A 17,528-nucleotide genomic window follows, 5' to 3' on the forward strand; every position below is an offset into this window, starting at 1 on the left:
TTCAATAAGAAACGGACATTGTTATAAAATATTGATACAAGTTAGTTTTAATCCTTGAATTCTTTTAACACCCTTTGGTTGGGGAGTTCCTCAAATCCCATATTGAACAAGGTGAACCCAAAAATATCGGCATATTGTTCAATGGTCTTACTAACTGGTGTACCTGCGCCGTGTCCAGCATTGGTCTCAATACGAATCAAGGTGGGATTGGGGCCTGCCTGTTTTGATTGTAATTCTGCTGCAAACTTAAAACTATGTGCAGGAACCACTCTATCGTCATGATCACCAGTTGTCACCAAGGTGGCGGGATATTCAGTTCCTTCTTTCACATTGTGAACCGGGGAATATCCTTTTAGGTAATTGAACATTTCTTCACTTTCTTCGGCAGTACCATAATCATAAGCCCATCCTGCGCCAGCAGTGAAGGTATGGTAGCGCAACATGTCAAGTACCCCGACCGCAGGCAAGGCCACTTTAATTAAATCTGGTCGTTGGGTCATCGTAGCCCCAACTAGAAGTCCACCATTGCTCCCTCCGCGAATGGCCAAATAATCTTTAGAAGTGTATTTATTTGCTATTAAATATTCCCCGGCTGCGATAAAATCATCAAATACATTCTGTTTTTTGGTTTTAGTACCCGCGTCGTGCCATTTTTTACCGTATTCACCGCCACCACGCAGGTTGGGAACAGCATATATGCCCCCTTGTTCCATCCATACAGCATTACCAATACTGAAAGATGGTGTAAGACTAATATTAAAACCACCATAACCGTATAGTATAGTCGGATTTTCCCCGTTTAGTTCCAATCCTTTTTTATGGGTAATGATCATAGGTATTTTCGTCCCATCTTTAGAATTATAAAATACTTGATGCGACTCATAATCATTGGGATTAAAATCTATGTCTGGTTTCCAATACTGTTCATATTCACCAGACTCAACATTGTATTTATAAGAAGAACCCGGGGTGTTGTAATTGGTAAAAGAGAAATAGAATTCCTTATCTTCTTTCTTTCCTCCAAATCCACTAGCACTACCTACCCCTGGAAGTTTTACCTCCCTTACCAAGTTGCCATCATAATCATATTGAAAAACTTTTGAAATGGCATCTACCATATACTCAGCGAAGAAATATTCTCCACCTGTATTTGGAGATAATACGTTCTCTGTTTCCGGGATGAAATCGATCCATTTTTCTGGGGTTGGATTCGCTGCATCCACGGTTACTATTTTTTGGTTGGGTGCATCCATGTTCGTAACGATATAGAGCTTCGAGCCTACATTTTCTATAATATAGCTATCTGTATCTGTATGATCCAAAATGGTCACCAATTTACTGTTGGGTTTAGTAAGATCCTTAATGAACAACTTGTTGCCCGATGTGGATGTGGATGCAGAAATAGTCAAATATCTATTATCCTCACTAACACCAGCACCTATATATCGATGCTTTTCTTCCGGTTTCGCTCCAAAAATGACCTTATCCTCTTTTTGAGGGGTCCCTAATTTATGATAATACACTTTGTGCTGGTCAGTTTTGGCTGAAAGTTCACTTCCTTTAGGCTTATCATAGCTAGAATAGTAAAAGCCTTCATTGCCTTTCCAGGAAACTCCGCTAAACTTAATGTCGACCAATGTATCTTCGACAATCTCTTTTGATTTAGCATCGATTACTATTGCTTTTCGCCAATCGCTCCCTCCTTCTGAAATTAGATAAGCTGCTTTTGAACCATCTTTTGTAAATCTGAGCCCGGCCAAAGATGTTGTTCCGTCCTCTGAAAATGTATTGGGATCCAAAAAGACTTCAGGCTCTTTACTATCTTTTTGTCTATAAACGACATATTGGTTTTGAAGTCCATCATTTTTATAGAAATACGTATAGTCCCCTTCTTTGAAAGGCGAGCCTAATTTCTCATAATTCCATAATTTTTCCAACCGTTTCTTTAATCCATCCCTGAAAGGAATTTTCTCCAGATACCCAAAAGTTGTACTGTTCTGTTCTTTAACCCATGCTTCTGTTTCTGGACTCCGGTCGTCTTCTAACCAACGATATGGATCTTTCACTTCTGTTCCAAAATAAGTATCAACTGAATCTGCTTTTGTTGTAGTTGGGTAGTTCACGGTGATTGGGTCTTTTTTAGTATTGGTGTTACAGGCTGTAAGTAGCACGACTGCAATTGGGATTATGAATACTTTTTTCATGACTGATGGATTAATTAGCTCTAAAAATAGCACAAAAAAACCTTTAGAACAGTTAGGCTCCAAAGGTTTTGAATTTATTCGTTTATTGAAGATTTTATACCAATTGATTGTTGACCAAGTATTCGGCAATTTGTACGGCGTTGGTTGCGGCACCTTTTCTCAGGTTATCAGCAACAATCCACATATTCAACGTATTTCTTTGGGTTTCATCCCTACGAATACGACCAACAAAAACTTCATCCTTATCATGGGCATAAATTGGCATGGGATATGTGTTGGTATCTGGGTTGTCTTGAACCGTAACACCAGGCGTGTTATTGAGTAACTGACGTACTTCATTCAGTTCAAAATCATTCACGAACTCTACGTTCACCGATTCTGAATGCCCACCTGCCGTTGGAATTCTCACGGCAGTAGCGGAAACGGAAAATGTTCTATCATCAAATATTTTCTGAGGCTCACGAGCCAATTTCATTTCTTCTTTAGTATAACCATTTTCCATGAAAACATCACAATGGGGTAATGCATTGCGACCAATAGGATAAGGGTAGGCCATTTCGCCCTGTACGCCAGCAATTTCATTTTCCAATTGTTGTACAGCTTTTACGCCAGTTCCTGAAACGGACTGATAGGTTGATACCACAACACGTTTCATTTTATATTTATCATGCAATGGGGCCAATGCCATTACCAATTGTATTGTTGAACAATTGGGATTGGCTATTATTTTATCTTCCTTCGTCAACTCCTTGGCATTGATTTCAGGAACCACTAATTTTTTTGTTGGATCCATGCGCCATGCTGAAGAATTATCAACTACAGTGGAACCAACTTCGGCAAATTTTGGAGCCCATTCTGTAGAAGTGTCACCACCGGCGGAAAAAATCGCGATTTCGGGTTTAGCGGCAACCGCATCTTCAAGACCAATTACAGTATGATCTTCTCCCTTATACTTTAGTTTTTTACCCACGGATCTTTCGGATGCGACCAATAGCAATTGGGTAATCGGGAAATTACGCTCTGCCAATACTTTCAGCATTACCTCGCCAACCATTCCAGTGGCGCCTATAACAGCAACTTTCATTTATTATCAATTTAGAGGGCAAATGTACTTCACGATTCGTGAATGGGCAAGATAAAAAGCGTTGAATAAATATTATTTAACAAAAAGTTACAAATACAACAATCAATTAAAACGAAACAATAGTGAATGATGGCTAAAAGAAAACCTGCTCTTAAACAAGAGCAGGTTAAATTAATAGTAATGTAGCGGTAAGTCCAAGGGACTTAGTTTGCAATTTATTTCTTTAAAGAATCGCGAATCTCCGCTAATAATTCTTCAGCAGTTGGTCCTGCAGGAGCTGCTGGTTCAGGTGGAGTTTTCGTTTTGTTGTATGCCTTAACAATCAAGAACATAACAAAACCTACAATTAACAAATTAACGATGGTGTTTACCCATGCGCCCCAACGAATTGCATTTTCGGCAACGTACCCTGCTTCACCCTCAACGCCTGAAGCTTCTGTTAGGATTACTTTCATACTTGCAAAGTCCATTCCTCCGGCAAAATGACCAACAATTGGCATAATGATATCCGCAACAAATCCGTTTACTACTAGGCCAACTGCACCAGCCAAGATAACAGCAACTGCAAAATCAATTACATTGCCTGTCATAATAAAATTCTTGAATTCTTTTAACATGTCTTAGTGTTTTTAGTTAATTGATTATTATTTATGTTACCGCAATTTAGTTAAAAAGCGGAATCTTAACAAAATGTTAAAAGAAATTTTGTCAACTCTTGAAAACCCTTTTTATACGTTGGGAGATTCCTGTAATTAATTCATAGGAGATGGTATTTGCCGTTGCTGCAAATGAATGGGCCGTAGGATTGCCCCCAAAAATAATAACTTCATCACCTTCTTTACAATCAATACCAGTAATGTCGACCATAATCATGTCCATACAAACATTGCCTATAATTGGGGCTAAAGTTCCGTTAACACTTACAAAGGTTTTACCCTTACCATATTGTCTGCCAATACCGTCCGCATGACCCAAAGGGAGTGTTGCTGTTACACGGTAACCTTCGGAAGTGTATGCTCTATTGTAACCCACGCTTTCATTGGGTTCAATTTTGTGGATTTGTGAGATTATGGTTTTTAAAGTAGCGATTGGTTTTAATTGAGAATCAATTTCTTCATCATTGGCAAACCCATAAAGACCTATACCACTGCGGACCATATCAAAATTGGCTTCTGGATAGTTAATGATTCCAGAAGTATTCAATATATGTTTTAAAGGGCTATACCCCAGTTTTTCTTCAAAATCAGATACTATTTTGGTAAAAGTATCAATTTGCTTTAGTGTGAATTGTTTTTCAGTAGAATCTTCGGTAGCAGCCAAATGTGAAAAGATAGATGTTATTCTAATATCCCTTCTTTCCTTTAGCTGATCCATTATATAATCAACATCATTTTCCCAAAACCCTAAACGATTCAATCCTGTATTGAACTTAATATGTACAGGATAATCCTTTTGCCCATTCCGCTTAGTTGCTTCTAAAAATTCCCTGAGAATTTTAGGGGAATAAAGGCTTGGTTCCAAACAATGCTCAATAAGTTTGTCAAAATTTACAGATTGGGGGTGCAAAACCAAAATCGATTTTTTTACGCCTCCCATACGCAAGGCAACACCCTCATTAACATACGCCACGGCAAAATAATCAACCCCAATAGCCTCAAGTTTAAGAGCAATTTTAACCGCATCCGAACCATAGGCATAAGCTTTGACCACTGCCAAGAATTTGGTATCGGAATTCAGCTTTGACCGAAGATAGTTGTAGTTGTGTTCTAGGTTGTTTAAATCGATTTCTAAAACGGTTTCCGAAGCTTTAGCCATTGACGTCTTTTTTAGCTTTTGAAATTTCTTCAACATCTACATCAATTTCCTTAACCCGTTCTTTAAGCATAGCCTTGTAATACGCCGCTCTGCTCAAAGGTTCATATTCTCCAGTTTCACCCAAAAGCACCAGATCATCATTATGGGCTTTTCTAAAACTATAATTGGCCAAATTTCCAGTGCGTGTACATACGGCATGCACTTTCGTTACATATTCTGCAGTAGCCATTAAGGCAGGCATAGGACCAAAGGGATTTCCTTTAAAATCCATGTCCAGGCCTGCAACGATTACTCGAACCCCTCTATTTGCTAGGTCATTGCAAACTGTCACTATTTCATCATCAAAAAACTGCGCTTCATCAATGCCAATCACATCACAAGTATCGGCCAAAATGCGAATATTCGCTGCAGCAGGTACGGGAGTGGACCTAATTTCATTGGCATCATGGGAAACCACCATTTCTTCATGGTACCTTTTATCAACCATGGGCTTAAAGATCTCGACCTTTTGTTTAGCAAATTGGGCACGTTTTAATCTCCGAATCAATTCCTCGGTCTTACCAGAAAACATTGAGCCGCAGATAACTTCTATCCAGCCGAATTGTTCTTTATGATTAACGGTATTTTCGAGAAACATTTTGTAATTTTAGACGAAAATAAGGTGTTTTTTCGTTCTTATTTATAAGAATTATAAAGTTATTCAAAAAAGATTCACCTTTTCCGAAAGGAGAAAATAAAAGAGAAGAAACCATCATGAAAAGAAAATTAAAAGAGGAATTGGTGAAAATGTCCACAGACATCATTACCTCTAGGAACATCAATGAAATTACCGATTTGTACGAGGCTTCGAAAAACCTGTATGAGAAATTGGCGGTATTGAAATTCATTGAAGAAGAATTGAATGACATTGAGGTTGATGTTTCCAAAAATGTGATTGCAGCCAAATTTGAAAAAATGGCAAACTCAGTACTGAAAGTTGATTCTTCGGTTCCTGAGAGCAATCCCCATGAAGAGGATATCATTACACCGGGAATACAGACCATAAAAGACATGGTTTCTGAAATGCCCAATACAGCTGCTGTTGATGAAGTTTTGGCCGAATTTATGGCGAAACCTAATTTAATGAAAAATGACAAGGAGCTTTTTGAGCCACAAGTCAAGGAGGTATCCAACAAAGAAGAAAAAGTAAAATCGTTAAACGATAAACTTGCCGATAAAGAATTGAAAATTGATTTGAACAACCGCCTGGCTTTTGTAAAGCATTTGTTCAATGAGAGTACAGAAGACTATAATCGCGTCCTATCACAATTGAATACAATAGAAACAGAAGAACGTTCCATTGCGTTTATAAACAGTATGGTAAAACCTGATTATAATAACTGGGAAGGTAAAGAGGAATATGAAGAACGTTTTATGACTTTGATAGAGCGAAGATTTTCCTAGGTCTTTTTGATATATGAAATTTAAAGGTCTCACACTATAGTGGGGCCTTTTGATTTTTCAAAGGTTATTTTTGGCTACCTTTAATTTCTACTAAATTTGCAATTCGATGAATACACAAAAAATAATTTACTGGATAGCAACAGCGCTATTGACACTACTAGTCCTATTTTCAGCGGGGATGTACTTTTTTAATCACGGCGAAGTTGTAAAAGCTTTTACTGCTTTGGGCTTCCCAACTTATATAATTTATCCTTTGGCTACACTGAAAGTTTTAGGTCTGATTGTTATTTTAACCAATATTGGAGGTAATCTAAAAGAATGGGCCTATGCTGGATTCTTTTTCAATTTTGTCTTGGCTTTCTTTGCACATGTCATGGTCAGTGACGGTGAACAATTTGGGGCTTTAATGGCGTTGGTATTCTTGTTAACCTCATATTTTTTAGGTAAGAGAGTAAGGTATTAGTTCAGATTATGGGAAAACTTTTCATTGTACCTACACCTATAGGAAATCTCGAAGATATTACATTACGTGCTATAAGGGTTTTAAAGGAAGTGTCTCTTATTCTTGCTGAAGATACCCGAACCAGTGGAAAATTGCTACATCATTTTGAGATCAATACACCAATGCAAAGTCACCATATGCACAATGAGCATAAAACAGTGGATAATCTGGTGAAGCGGTTGAAAAGCAATTTGGAAGATATCGCCTTGATTTCTGATGCAGGTACTCCAGCCATTTCGGATCCAGGATTTTTGCTGACCAGGGCTTGTTTAGAAAATGATATTGAAGTGGATTGTTTACCCGGAGCTACTGCCTTTGTACCAGCTTTGGTAAATAGTGGTTTGCCAAACGATAAATTCGTCTTTGAAGGATTTCTGCCAGTAAAAAAAGGAAGACAAACCAGATTAAAACTATTGGCGGAAGAATCTAGAACCATGATTTTTTATGAATCACCACATAAATTGGTAAAAACCCTAACTCATTTTGCCGAATATTTTGGGGAAGATAGATTGATTTCAGTTTCCAGGGAATTGACTAAACTGTATGAAGAAACAGTACGTGGTACAATTATAGAAGTTTTGGGACATTTTACCACAAAACCACCGAAGGGTGAAATAGTCATTGTGGTTTCTGGCAGGAAATAAATACGTGCCGAACAGCAAAAAAGAATATCTTTAGCTGTACAACCAACCTCAACATACTTATGAATTTATGCAAGCTTCTTTTCTTTGCGTTTTGTTCATCCGGATTACTTTTTGGCCAAACGGCCAATGAAGTTTTGACTATTCAAGAGATTGATCTGGACAATATCAAAAGCGGAAGCATTCAAAAATTTTGGTTGCAATTGGGATCGGATAGCCAGAACAAACCTATCTCTATTCCTGTACTTGTTGCCAAAGGAAATGAAACTGGACCAGTCCTAGGGCTTACTGCCGCAATTCATGGCAATGAACTTAATGGGATTGCGATAATTCAAAACACCTTCAGGGGCTTAGATGTTTCAATGCTTAAAGGCACCCTAATTGGGGTTCCAGGGATAAACCCAATAAGTATTTCCAATCACAAGAGAAAATACATAGACGATGAAGACCTTAATAGGAATTTCCCGGGCAAAAAAGAAGGGAACAGGTCACAACAAATGGCCTATCAAATTAATGAGAAGGTTCTACCTCATTTCGATTTTCATATAGATATGCATACTGCAAGTTTTGGTAGGATAAATGCCCTATATGGTAGGGGAGACATGGCCAATGACACATTGGCTGCAATGCTGAAGCTACAGTTACCTGATATTATAGTCTCCAACAAGGGAAAACCAAGTTTTGGAACAAGTAGCGGTCTAACGATGAGAGCCGCCGCACTTGCGCAAGGTATCAAATCCATTACGGTAGAGTATGGAGACCCACAAGTTTATCAACCAGTAATGATTGAACGAGGTGAAAGAGGAATAGACAATCTTTTGAAATGGCTTAAAATGAAACCTCAAAATGTTGAGGTTCCCGAAATTGAAAATGTTTGTAGTAAGTCTTATTGGCTGTTCGCAGATCAAGGGGGCTTGCTTGAGATAGGCGTAAGTCTAAACGAAAAAGTTTCTAAAGGCCAGCGTATTGCAATGGTTAAAAATTCATTTGGAGAGGTTTTGAAAGAATTCTATGCCCCTGAAGAAGGTATAGTCATTGGTAAAAGTACCAATCCGGTAAATATGAGCGGGGGAAGAATCATTCATTTAGGAATCTTAAAAAGTCCTTCTAAATAATGACACCCTGGCTAATTTCTTTGTTTACGGTCATTGTGGTTTATTTTTTAGATCGATGGGAGAACAAGCATATTAAGTCACTTTTCGATTGGGTACCGGCCATATTGTTAGCTTATGTTATTCCGGCAATTATTTCTTATCTCCTGAATGTTGATTATTCGCAGGCAGATATCCATACTTTTAGCAAAGACTATTTTATTCCTTTGGCGATCATTGCCGTAATGAGTAGTCTATCATTAAGTCAATTAAAAGCTATTGGGTGGAAGCCTATATTGCTATTTGCAGCTGGATCAATGTTCATCGCAGTTTTTCCTGTTCTATTGGGTTTGGGCTTGTTTGATACAGATTTGGTTTCCAAAACATTGATAGCTGAAGAATATTGGATGGGAATCCCTCCAATCGTAGGTAGTTGGATTGGCGGAAGTACGAGTCAACTGGTTTTAAAAGAGCTGGTAGAATGCCCTGAAAACATTTTTCTTTCTGTTCTTGTTATGGATAATATATTGGTGAACATTTGGACAATTCTAATGTTTCAATTTATTAAGAAGAGTGGTTTGATGAACAAAAAATTAAATATAACGGATGCAGGAATACCGGAAGATATAAGAACTGAAAAAGGGAACTTAATAGCTTCTTGGTTATGCTTCGTAATCATTTTAGGAATGGTTGTTCTTTGTAATTGGACCATTGATAGTTTCGTGGGTAGAATTGTGGCCCTTTCTTTTTTGGGCTTAGTTCTAAGTAATTTATTACCTAATTGGAATTACAGGTTTGCACTTAAGGTAGGTGGCATACTCATTCTAGTAGTTATGGCCGTTTTAGGATTGAAACTGCAATTTGCAACCCTTGGATTTAACAGCTCGTTTCTTTTGTTTTTGATTGTCTGGTTGGTAGGCCATTTTGTGTTTATGATGTTAATTGCCAAACTGTTGAACATAAATATGGCTTGGGTGCCAATTGCGAGTATGGCAAATATTGGGGGCATTGCGACTGCGCCGGCCGTAACTGCAGCTTATGAGAAAAAATGGATGCCACATGCCATTGTTCTGGCTATTTTGAGCATGGCCACGGGTACATTTTGGGGTATGTTGACTATATTTTTGTTCAAAACCTTTATAATTTAGGACAAGGGAAGCCTTTTCTGCAGAAGCGGTAATAAATTGAAAAAATGGAAAAACTACTTTCAGAAATTCGTGGTTGTGAGGTATGTAAGTCTCATCTGCCTTTGGGTCCCAGGCCTATTGTGGCGGCTCATCCCGACTCAAAAATTGTGATAATTGGTCAGGCGCCGGGTACTAAAGTGCACAAAACAGGAGTGCCATGGGATGATCCCAGTGGCAGGCAATTACGAAAATGGTTAGGGGTTTCAGATGAAATTTTTTACGATGACTCCAAAATCGCTTTAATTCCAATGGGCTTTTGTTATCCTGGCAAAGGTAAGTCGGGTGATCTTCCGCCAAGAACTGAATGTGCCCCCTTATGGCACAAACCCATGTTGGATAAAATGCCGAATTTAGAATTGGTAATCCTGATTGGTATGTATGCCCAAAAATACTATTTGGGAAAAGAGGCTAAAAAAACACTAACAGAAACAGTGGCCAACTATGAATCTTATTTGCCCAAATGTTTGCCACTACCGCACCCATCTCCCCGCAATCGTTTTTGGTTAACCAAAAACCCTTGGTTTAATGAAAGCGTTGTACCTGAGTTACAACAACGGGTTTCAAGTATTATTTAAAGAGCATTGAGTGATATTATTTCGACCAAAAGGAGAAATCGCACCATAGAGTAAGACAATGAGATTTCTCCTCACTAAAGTTCGTTCGAAATGACAAATTATGAACCCAGTTGAACATGGGTGACTGGTTATCTATGGCAAAAAAATTCAGACTGAATAATTGTAGTTTTATATCGTATTTTTATCCCTTAAATTCAATGAAAATTATGGCAAACACAAATCATATTACCACCAAATGGTTGGGTGGAATGGCCTTTGAAAGTAATAACACATCAGGAAATTCATTTAAAATAGAAGATGCTGAGGAAGGTGATGGTCTTAGACCAAAATCGTTGATGTTGTCTGCATTAGCTGGGTGCTCGGGCTTGGATGTGGCCTCACTTATCAAGAAGATGAAACTGGAAGTTGAAACTTTCAAAATAGACACAATTGCCAATATGACCGAAGAACATCCTAAACACTATGATGCGGTCTTGATTGAATATCATTTTTATGGTAGTGACCTAAACGAAAAGAAGCTACAACGCGCAGTAGATCTTTCTGTGGAGAAATATTGTGGTGTGATGGAAATGTTTCGACAGTTCGCAGAGCTCGAAATAAAGACGATTTTTCATACTTCCTAGAATCGAGAATCATAAGATGCGTTGGACACTAAAACCAAAACCTGAGCAGAAGCAAATAGAAGAACTTAGCAGTGCCTTGAAAGTTGATGGTTTGGTTGGAACTCTTTTGATTCAGCGAGGAATTACGACCTACGATCAAGCCAAAAAGTTCTTTCGCCCTGAATTAACAGATTTACACGATCCATTCTTGATGAAAGATATGGACTTGGCAGTTGCCAGGATTGAAAAGGCAATAGCCAATGATGAGAATATTCTCGTTTACGGTGATTATGATGTGGACGGAACTACATCAGTTGCTTTGGTATCTTCTTATTTGTTGCAAGGCTATCCCAATGTTGCGACATATATTCCGGATAGGTATGACGAGGGCTATGGGGTTTCCTATAAGGGAATCGATTTTGCCGAGGATAACGATTTTGCCCTGATTGTTGCCCTGGATTGTGGCGTCAAGGCAATTGATAAGGTAACCTATGCCAACGATAAGGGGATAGATTTTATTATCTGTGATCACCATAGACCGGGAGATCAATTACCCGATGCAATTGCGGTTTTAGACCCTAAACGGGAAGATTGTGACTACCCTTATGATGAGCTTTGTGGTTGCGGAGTTGGATTTAAACTAATCCAAGCTTTGGCTTCAAATAAAGGGGAGACCATTGACGATTTGGTTATGTATTTAGATTTGGTTGCCACGGCTATAGGTGCCGATATTGTGCCAATGACTGGTGAAAATAGAGTGTTGGCTTATTTTGGATTGAAGGTGATCAACGCAGAACCTAGAATTGGGTTTAAGGCTATAATCAACCAGATTAAGAAGAATGAACTTACCATAACCGATGTAGTCTTTATTATAGCCCCACGAATAAATGCCGCTGGTCGTATGAAACACGGTCAGCATGCTGTGAATTTGCTTGTTGAGGAAAATTTAGAACAAGCTGAGGTTATTGCAAAAGAAATAGAACAATTCAACTTTGATAGGCGAAACCTGGATCAAGAAATTACCGCTGAGGCCTTGGTTCGGATCAAGGAAAACAAAGAGGAAGAACGATTTACCTCGGTAGTTTATAAAGATTCGTGGCACAAAGGGGTGATTGGGATAGTTGCGTCGCGTTTAACAGAGACCTACTACCGACCTACTTTGGTGTTCACTAAAAGTGGTGATAAATTGGCGGCCTCTGCGCGATCGGTAAAAGGGTTTGATGTTTATAATGCCTTACAAGCTTGCTCTGAACATATTGAGCAATTTGGAGGCCATAAATATGCCGCAGGTTTGACCTTGTTACCTGAGCAATATGAGCCTTTTAAGGCAAAATTTGAGCAAGTGGTTGCCGATACCATAGAGCCCCATTTGTTGACTCCTGAAATAAACGTTGACAATTCGATTTCACTGTCTGATATCACTCCAAAACTATACCGGATTATTCGTCAATTTGCTCCTTTTGGACCTGGAAATATGACTCCAGTGTTCATGGCAGAAAATCTAAAGGATTCTGGTTATGCAAAGGGAGTGGGTGAAGGTGAAAAACATTTAAAATTGGCTGTTACCCAAAATGGTTCACGTTCAATTGGGGGAATTGGTTTTAATCTTGGGGATAAGATGGCGATTGTAAAGAATACAAAGCCATTTGATGCCGTTTTTTCAATCGATGAAAATGAATGGAATGGGAGTGTTCGCCTACAATTGAAACTTCGTGATATAAAATAAGATTCAATGAAAATAGAACATTTAGCAATTTGGGTAAAGGACTTGGAGGTCATGAAAGGTTTCTATGAAACGTATTTTGGGGCAAGGTCCAACGAAATGTACTATAATCCCACTAAAAAATTTACTTCTTATTTTTTAAGTTTCGATGAGGGCCCGCGACTCGAGATTATGCAGAGACCAGATATTACCCAAAGAATGAATGATTTGGAAGAGGAGTTTGGAATAACCCATTTTGCGGTATCTGTTGGGTCAAAGACAAAAGTTGATTCACTTACTGAGCAGTTAAGAACGGCAGGTTTCAAAATTGTAGGAGAGCCGAGAACAACTGGCGATGGCTATTACGAAAGTGTGGTTTTGGATCCCGAAAACAATAGGATAGAGATAACAGCTTAATCTTCGAATTTCTTTAATGAAAGCTTTTCCCCATCAAATTCCCCATATGTATAAAAAGAGACCCAATCTCCTAAGTTAACGTACTCAGAGGTATCATTCAGATTTATTTCGAGCGGTAAATGGCGATGGCCGAAAACAAAATAATCTTGGTGTTCCTGTTCCAGTTTTCGCTTACAATACTGTACCAACCACTCCTTGTCCTCTCCCAAGAATTTAATGTCATCATCTCCGGAAATCAATTTATTCTTGACGGATAGGTATTGCGCTAGTTTAACCCCTAAATCAGGATGTAGCCATTTGTAAAACCATTTCGACATTGGATTCGTGAATACTTTTTTCATCCGCTTGTACCCTTTGTCTCCAGGACCCAATCCGTCACCGTGTCCAATAAAAAAAGAAGTGTTGTTAATGTTAAATCGTTGGGGTTTATGAAAAACCGGAATGTTCAATTCTTCTTCAAAATAACCATTCATCCAAAGATCATGGTTCCCAACAAAATAGTAAACTGGGATTCCGGCATCGGTAATTTCAGCAAGTTTCCCCAAGGTTCTAGTAAAGCCCTTTGGAACAACGGTTTTGTATTCAAACCAGAAATCAAAGAGATCACCCAATAAAAAAATTGCCGCGGCATCTTGCTTTACCATATTCAACCATGCAACGAATTTTTGTTCACGGGGAAAACTCTTTTCTTTGGTCGGCGCCCCTAAATGGTTATCACTAGCGAAGTAGACTTTTTTACCTTCAGGCGTATTTATGGTTTTTGTCATTTAGTCGCAAAGATAAGGAAAGCCTAAACACAATTTATTCATTTTTTCTTACGCTAACCCAGGGAGAATTTAAACCTTTATGATTTTTTATACCGAAATGAAATGGAAACCATTGTTTTTGTATAAGCTTGTAAAGCAGTATATTGTTAATATTTAATGTACGATTAACTGGAAATGTACATTAAATAAATCGTTAAGTATTGCAATTCAGAAGAGCAAGATTTTATAGTTGAATAATGTTGGAACAATCATTTTTTATATTTAAGGCAAAGAATCTTTTGGTCTTCATTGTACTTGTGTTCTTCTTTTCTTGTGTAGCCCCAGAATTACCAGAATCAGTGGCTTTGGAATATAAAAAGCTTCCTGAGAGAATAGATTTCAACCAACACGTAAAACCTATTCTTTCAGATAGATGTTTTTTATGTCATGGTCCTGACAAAGCCAAAATAAAGGCTGGCCTTCAGCTACATATTTCCAACTTGGCTTATTCTGAATTACCTGAATCTCCGGGTAAAGTAGCCATTGACCCCGGTAACTTAAAAAATAGTGAAGTTTTTCATCGAATCATTTCTGAAGACCCAAATTATGTTATGCCTGAACCGGAATCTCACTTATCTCTTTCCGATTATGAGAAAGCGATGTTGATAAAATGGATTGAAGATGGTGCAGAGTATAAAGATCATTGGGCTTTTATCAAACCTCAAGAGTATGAGGTACCAAAGGTTGAAAATGTAAATTTAGCGGCAAATTCAATTGATAATTTTATTCTTGACAGGCTTAAAAAAGAGAAGATACTACCCTCGGCAAAAGCAGATAAGGAGATTTTACTGAGGAGGCTTTCACTAGATCTTACAGGATTACCACCTTCTTTGGAAGACTTGGATTTCTTTATGAGAGATACCTCTATCAATGCCTATGAAAGGCAAGTAGATCGATTATTGAATTCCTCTCATTACGGCGAACAAATGGCATTGGGCTGGATGGATTTATCCAGATTTGCAGATACACATGGTTATAGTGTTGACCGTTATCGTGATATGTCACCTTGGCGAGATTGGGTAATTGAAGCTTTCAATAAAAATATGCCTTACAATCAATTTGTAACATGGCAACTGGCTGGAGACTTAATAGAAAATGCAACGACTGAAATGAATTTGGCTACCGCCTTTAATCGCTTGCATCCGCAGAACATGGAAGGAGGTATCGTAAATGAAGAGTTTTTAGTTGAATATGCCGTTGATAGGGTCAGTACAGTTGGTCAAGCCTTTATGGGGCTTACCGTTGCATGTGCGCGATGTCATGACCATAAATATGATCCTGTTTCAACAAAGAACTTTTATGAACTAACCAGCTATTTTAATTCTATAAATGAATCGGGTCAAATTTCTTTTAATAACGCTATGCCTGTTCCCACTATGTTATTATACACAGATGAAGAGGAAAAAATAAAAATATATATGGAGGGGTTGTTGGAAGAGTCTCATGCAGAGATAAAGGAAATAGAAAAATCAGAGGTAACCTTGGATTTTAAAGAATGGATAAGATTCCAAAAATATAAAGGAATTCAAAAAAGGAAACCAAAAGGCATAGTATCTTATTTTGATTTGAACGATGAATCACTTGTAGATGCATTGAATCCCTCTAAAAAGGCCACTATGAAGCGAGACCAGAAAGATCTACTTACTATGGGGAAATTTGGAAAGGGAATAGTATTTGACGGAGATTCATGGTTAGATTTGAAAGAGACAGGAGTTTTTGGAAGAAATGATAAGTTTAGTATAAGTGTATGGGCAAATATCCCATCTGAAATAGAAGATGGAAATATTTTTCACAAAGGAGATGGTGCCATTTTATATAATTGGCGGGGGTATCATCTAAAGATTAATAACAACAGACTTGAATTAATGATGGCACATACCGCGCCCGATAATGCCATTATCAAAATATCCAAAAACGGGTTTCCTAGAGATCAATGGATTCATTTAGGAGTCACTTATGACGGTTCCAGCAAGGCTTCAGGATATAGACTTTTTGTAAATGGTAAGAAAGCAGAGACAGCTATTAAAGTCGATAATCTGTATAAGAATATTCTTTTTGGAAATGAAACAGAGCCAGGACTACAACTAGGAGCTCGGTGGCGAGGCAAAGGGATTAAGGGAGGAGTTGTTGATGAAGTCAAGGTTTTTAATAAGGAATTATCAACTATTGAGATAATGCAATTGGCAGATAATAAAGATTTATCATTAATACTGTCCAAAAGCAATGTTCAACTAACTGAAAAGGACAAAAAATTATTGAAGGAATATTATATTAAAGTCATTACAAAAAAAACAGACAAGGCTTACCAAAAATTAGCAAAGCTTCGGAAAGTATATGTAGATAGTGCAGAAAAGATTCAAGAAGTTATGGTTATGCGAAAAACCACAGAGCCTGTAAAGACATATGTTTTGGAAAGGGGAGTTTATGATAACAAAGGAGAAGAGGTGTCTCCAGACACTCCAGAAGCAATATTACCAATGCCCGATAGCTACCCCAAAAACCGTCTGGGTTTTGCCAAATGGCTATTTCATAAAGACCACCCATTAACAGCACGAGTGGCTGTTAATAGATACTGGCAGCATTATTTTGGTGTCGGATTGGTAAAAACCAGTGAGGATTTTGGAAACCAGGGCGAAATGCCCAGTCACCCAAAGTTGTTGGATTGGTTGGCAATATCTTTTAGAAAATCAGGCTGGGACGTCAAGGAACTACAAAAAATGATTGTAATGTCGAATACTTATCAGCAATCTTCCATTGTGGATAAAAAAACACGAGAGAATGATACTGAAAATAGGCTGTTGGCGAGAGGCCCTTCCAAAAGATTGACCGGTGAGATGTTGAGAGACAATGCTCTAGCTTGCTCTGGCTTACTCAATACAGAAATTGGAGGAGAAAGCGTAAAACCTTATCAACCTAAAGATTTATGGAAGGTGAACGGGGGAGAATATAAACAGGATACAGGAGATAAACTGTATCGCAGAAGTATGTACACGATTTGGAAAAGATCAGTGCCTTATCCGACCATAGCGACCTTTGATACACCCACCAGAGATGTATGCACTGTTCGTAGGCAGGAGACCAACACACCATTACAAGCTTTGGTATTACTCAATGATCCTACATATATAGAAGCAGCTAGGGTTTTAGGAAAGAAGATGCTGGCTTATGACAGCTCCAAAGAGGGTATAGCATTTATCTTTAGGAAGTTGACAGGCAGAAAAATTAAATCCGAAGAATTAGAAATACTTTCTAAGTTCCATAAAGAAGAACATGAAAAATTTAGAATCAACAAATTAAAAACCAAAGGGTGGATGAATTCAGGAGCATCTAGTATCAAAACCGTAGATGATGAGGCCCTTGTTGCGGCCAATACAGTGATAGTGAGTACTATCATGAATTCCGACGCTACTATTACCAAAAGGTAAGTTTTAAAAAAATTGAAAACAGGCATAAAACCTA

General features: G+C 38.1%; 16 protein-coding genes. 10 read left to right on the forward strand and 6 right to left on the reverse strand.

The genetic code is table 11. From position 1 onward, the window contains the following. Positions 1 to 47: 47 nt before the first annotated feature. From FB2170_RS07500 to FB2170_RS07520, 5 genes are all read right to left on the reverse strand, one after another. Positions 48 to 2,204, reverse strand: a complete 2,157-nt coding sequence (locus FB2170_RS07500) for a prolyl oligopeptidase family serine peptidase (RefSeq protein WP_013305929.1) — start codon at positions 2,202 to 2,204, stop codon at positions 48 to 50. A 94-nt stretch (positions 2,205 to 2,298) separates the two neighbouring features. Further along, positions 2,299 to 3,288: an aspartate-semialdehyde dehydrogenase gene (locus FB2170_RS07505; RefSeq protein ID WP_013305930.1), complete on the reverse strand. Its 990-nt coding sequence runs from the start codon at positions 3,286 to 3,288 to the stop codon at positions 2,299 to 2,301. A gap of 215 nt (positions 3,289 to 3,503) precedes the next feature. Then, positions 3,504 to 3,905, reverse strand: coding sequence for a large conductance mechanosensitive channel protein MscL (gene mscL, locus FB2170_RS07510; protein WP_013305931.1), 402 nt, complete (start codon positions 3,903 to 3,905; stop codon positions 3,504 to 3,506). Positions 3,906 to 3,996: 91 nt separating this feature from the next. Beyond that, complete coding sequence (gene alr, locus FB2170_RS07515) at positions 3,997 to 5,103, reverse strand: alanine racemase (RefSeq protein WP_041632751.1); 1,107 nt, start codon at positions 5,101 to 5,103, stop codon at positions 3,997 to 3,999. Further along, positions 5,096 to 5,740: a thymidine kinase gene (locus FB2170_RS07520; protein ID WP_013305933.1), complete on the reverse strand. Its 645-nt coding sequence runs from the start codon at positions 5,738 to 5,740 to the stop codon at positions 5,096 to 5,098. The genes alr and FB2170_RS07520 overlap by 8 nt, the downstream gene beginning before the upstream one ends. A gap of 116 nt (positions 5,741 to 5,856) precedes the next feature. Between FB2170_RS07520 and FB2170_RS07525 the strand changes: the two genes are divergently transcribed. The 9 genes from FB2170_RS07525 to FB2170_RS07565 all read left to right on the forward strand — a co-directional run bounded on the left by FB2170_RS07525 (position 5,857) and on the right by FB2170_RS07565 (position 13,263). Then, entirely contained in the window at positions 5,857 to 6,546 is a 690-nt protein-coding gene (locus FB2170_RS07525) for a hypothetical protein (protein WP_013305935.1), read from the forward strand. Between the two features lie 106 nt (positions 6,547 to 6,652). Then, positions 6,653 to 7,009 (forward strand): DoxX family protein, encoded by a 357-nt coding sequence (locus FB2170_RS07530; RefSeq protein ID WP_041632753.1) that lies wholly within the window; start codon positions 6,653 to 6,655, stop codon positions 7,007 to 7,009. Positions 7,010 to 7,017: 8 nt separating this feature from the next. Beyond that, positions 7,018 to 7,692 carry a 16S rRNA (cytidine(1402)-2'-O)-methyltransferase gene (gene rsmI / locus FB2170_RS07535; RefSeq protein ID WP_013305937.1) on the forward strand — a complete coding sequence of 225 codons (675 nt, stop codon included), beginning with the start codon at positions 7,018 to 7,020 and terminating at the stop codon, positions 7,690 to 7,692. A 59-nt stretch (positions 7,693 to 7,751) separates the two neighbouring features. Beyond that, positions 7,752 to 8,804 (forward strand): succinylglutamate desuccinylase/aspartoacylase family protein, encoded by a 1,053-nt coding sequence (locus FB2170_RS07540; protein ID WP_013305938.1) that lies wholly within the window; start codon positions 7,752 to 7,754, stop codon positions 8,802 to 8,804. Then, on the forward strand, positions 8,804 to 9,928 hold the full coding sequence (locus tag FB2170_RS07545) for a DUF819 family protein (protein ID WP_013305939.1): 1,125 nt from the start codon (positions 8,804 to 8,806) through the stop codon (positions 9,926 to 9,928). Before FB2170_RS07540 ends, FB2170_RS07545 begins: the two co-directional genes overlap by 1 nt. A gap of 44 nt (positions 9,929 to 9,972) precedes the next feature. After that, on the forward strand, positions 9,973 to 10,542 hold the full coding sequence (locus FB2170_RS07550; RefSeq protein WP_013305940.1) for a uracil-DNA glycosylase family protein: 570 nt from the start codon (positions 9,973 to 9,975) through the stop codon (positions 10,540 to 10,542). A gap of 206 nt (positions 10,543 to 10,748) precedes the next feature. Next, positions 10,749 to 11,165, forward strand: a complete 417-nt coding sequence (locus tag FB2170_RS07555; RefSeq protein WP_041633104.1) for an OsmC family protein — start codon at positions 10,749 to 10,751, stop codon at positions 11,163 to 11,165. Between the two features lie 16 nt (positions 11,166 to 11,181). Further along, on the forward strand, positions 11,182 to 12,870 hold the full coding sequence (recJ, locus tag FB2170_RS07560) for a single-stranded-DNA-specific exonuclease RecJ (RefSeq protein WP_013305942.1): 1,689 nt from the start codon (positions 11,182 to 11,184) through the stop codon (positions 12,868 to 12,870). A 6-nt stretch (positions 12,871 to 12,876) separates the two neighbouring features. Further along, complete coding sequence (locus FB2170_RS07565) at positions 12,877 to 13,263, forward strand: VOC family protein (protein ID WP_013305943.1); 387 nt, start codon at positions 12,877 to 12,879, stop codon at positions 13,261 to 13,263. On the opposite strand, the gene FB2170_RS07570 is transcribed toward FB2170_RS07565, so the two are convergent. Beyond that, positions 13,260 to 14,018: a UDP-2,3-diacylglucosamine diphosphatase gene (locus FB2170_RS07570; RefSeq protein ID WP_148232160.1), complete on the reverse strand. Its 759-nt coding sequence runs from the start codon at positions 14,016 to 14,018 to the stop codon at positions 13,260 to 13,262. The two genes, FB2170_RS07565 and FB2170_RS07570, sit on opposite strands and share 4 nt — an antisense overlap. Before the next feature lie 248 nt (positions 14,019 to 14,266). Here FB2170_RS07570 and FB2170_RS07575 point away from each other — a divergent pair, with 248 nt between their 5' ends. Further along, positions 14,267 to 17,494, forward strand: a complete 3,228-nt coding sequence (locus FB2170_RS07575; RefSeq protein ID WP_013305945.1) for a DUF1553 domain-containing protein — start codon at positions 14,267 to 14,269, stop codon at positions 17,492 to 17,494. Positions 17,495 to 17,528: the final 34 nt, after the last annotated feature.

Source organism: Maribacter sp. HTCC2170 (assembly GCF_000153165.2).
Lineage (GTDB): Bacteria > Bacteroidota > Bacteroidia > Flavobacteriales > Flavobacteriaceae > Maribacter_A.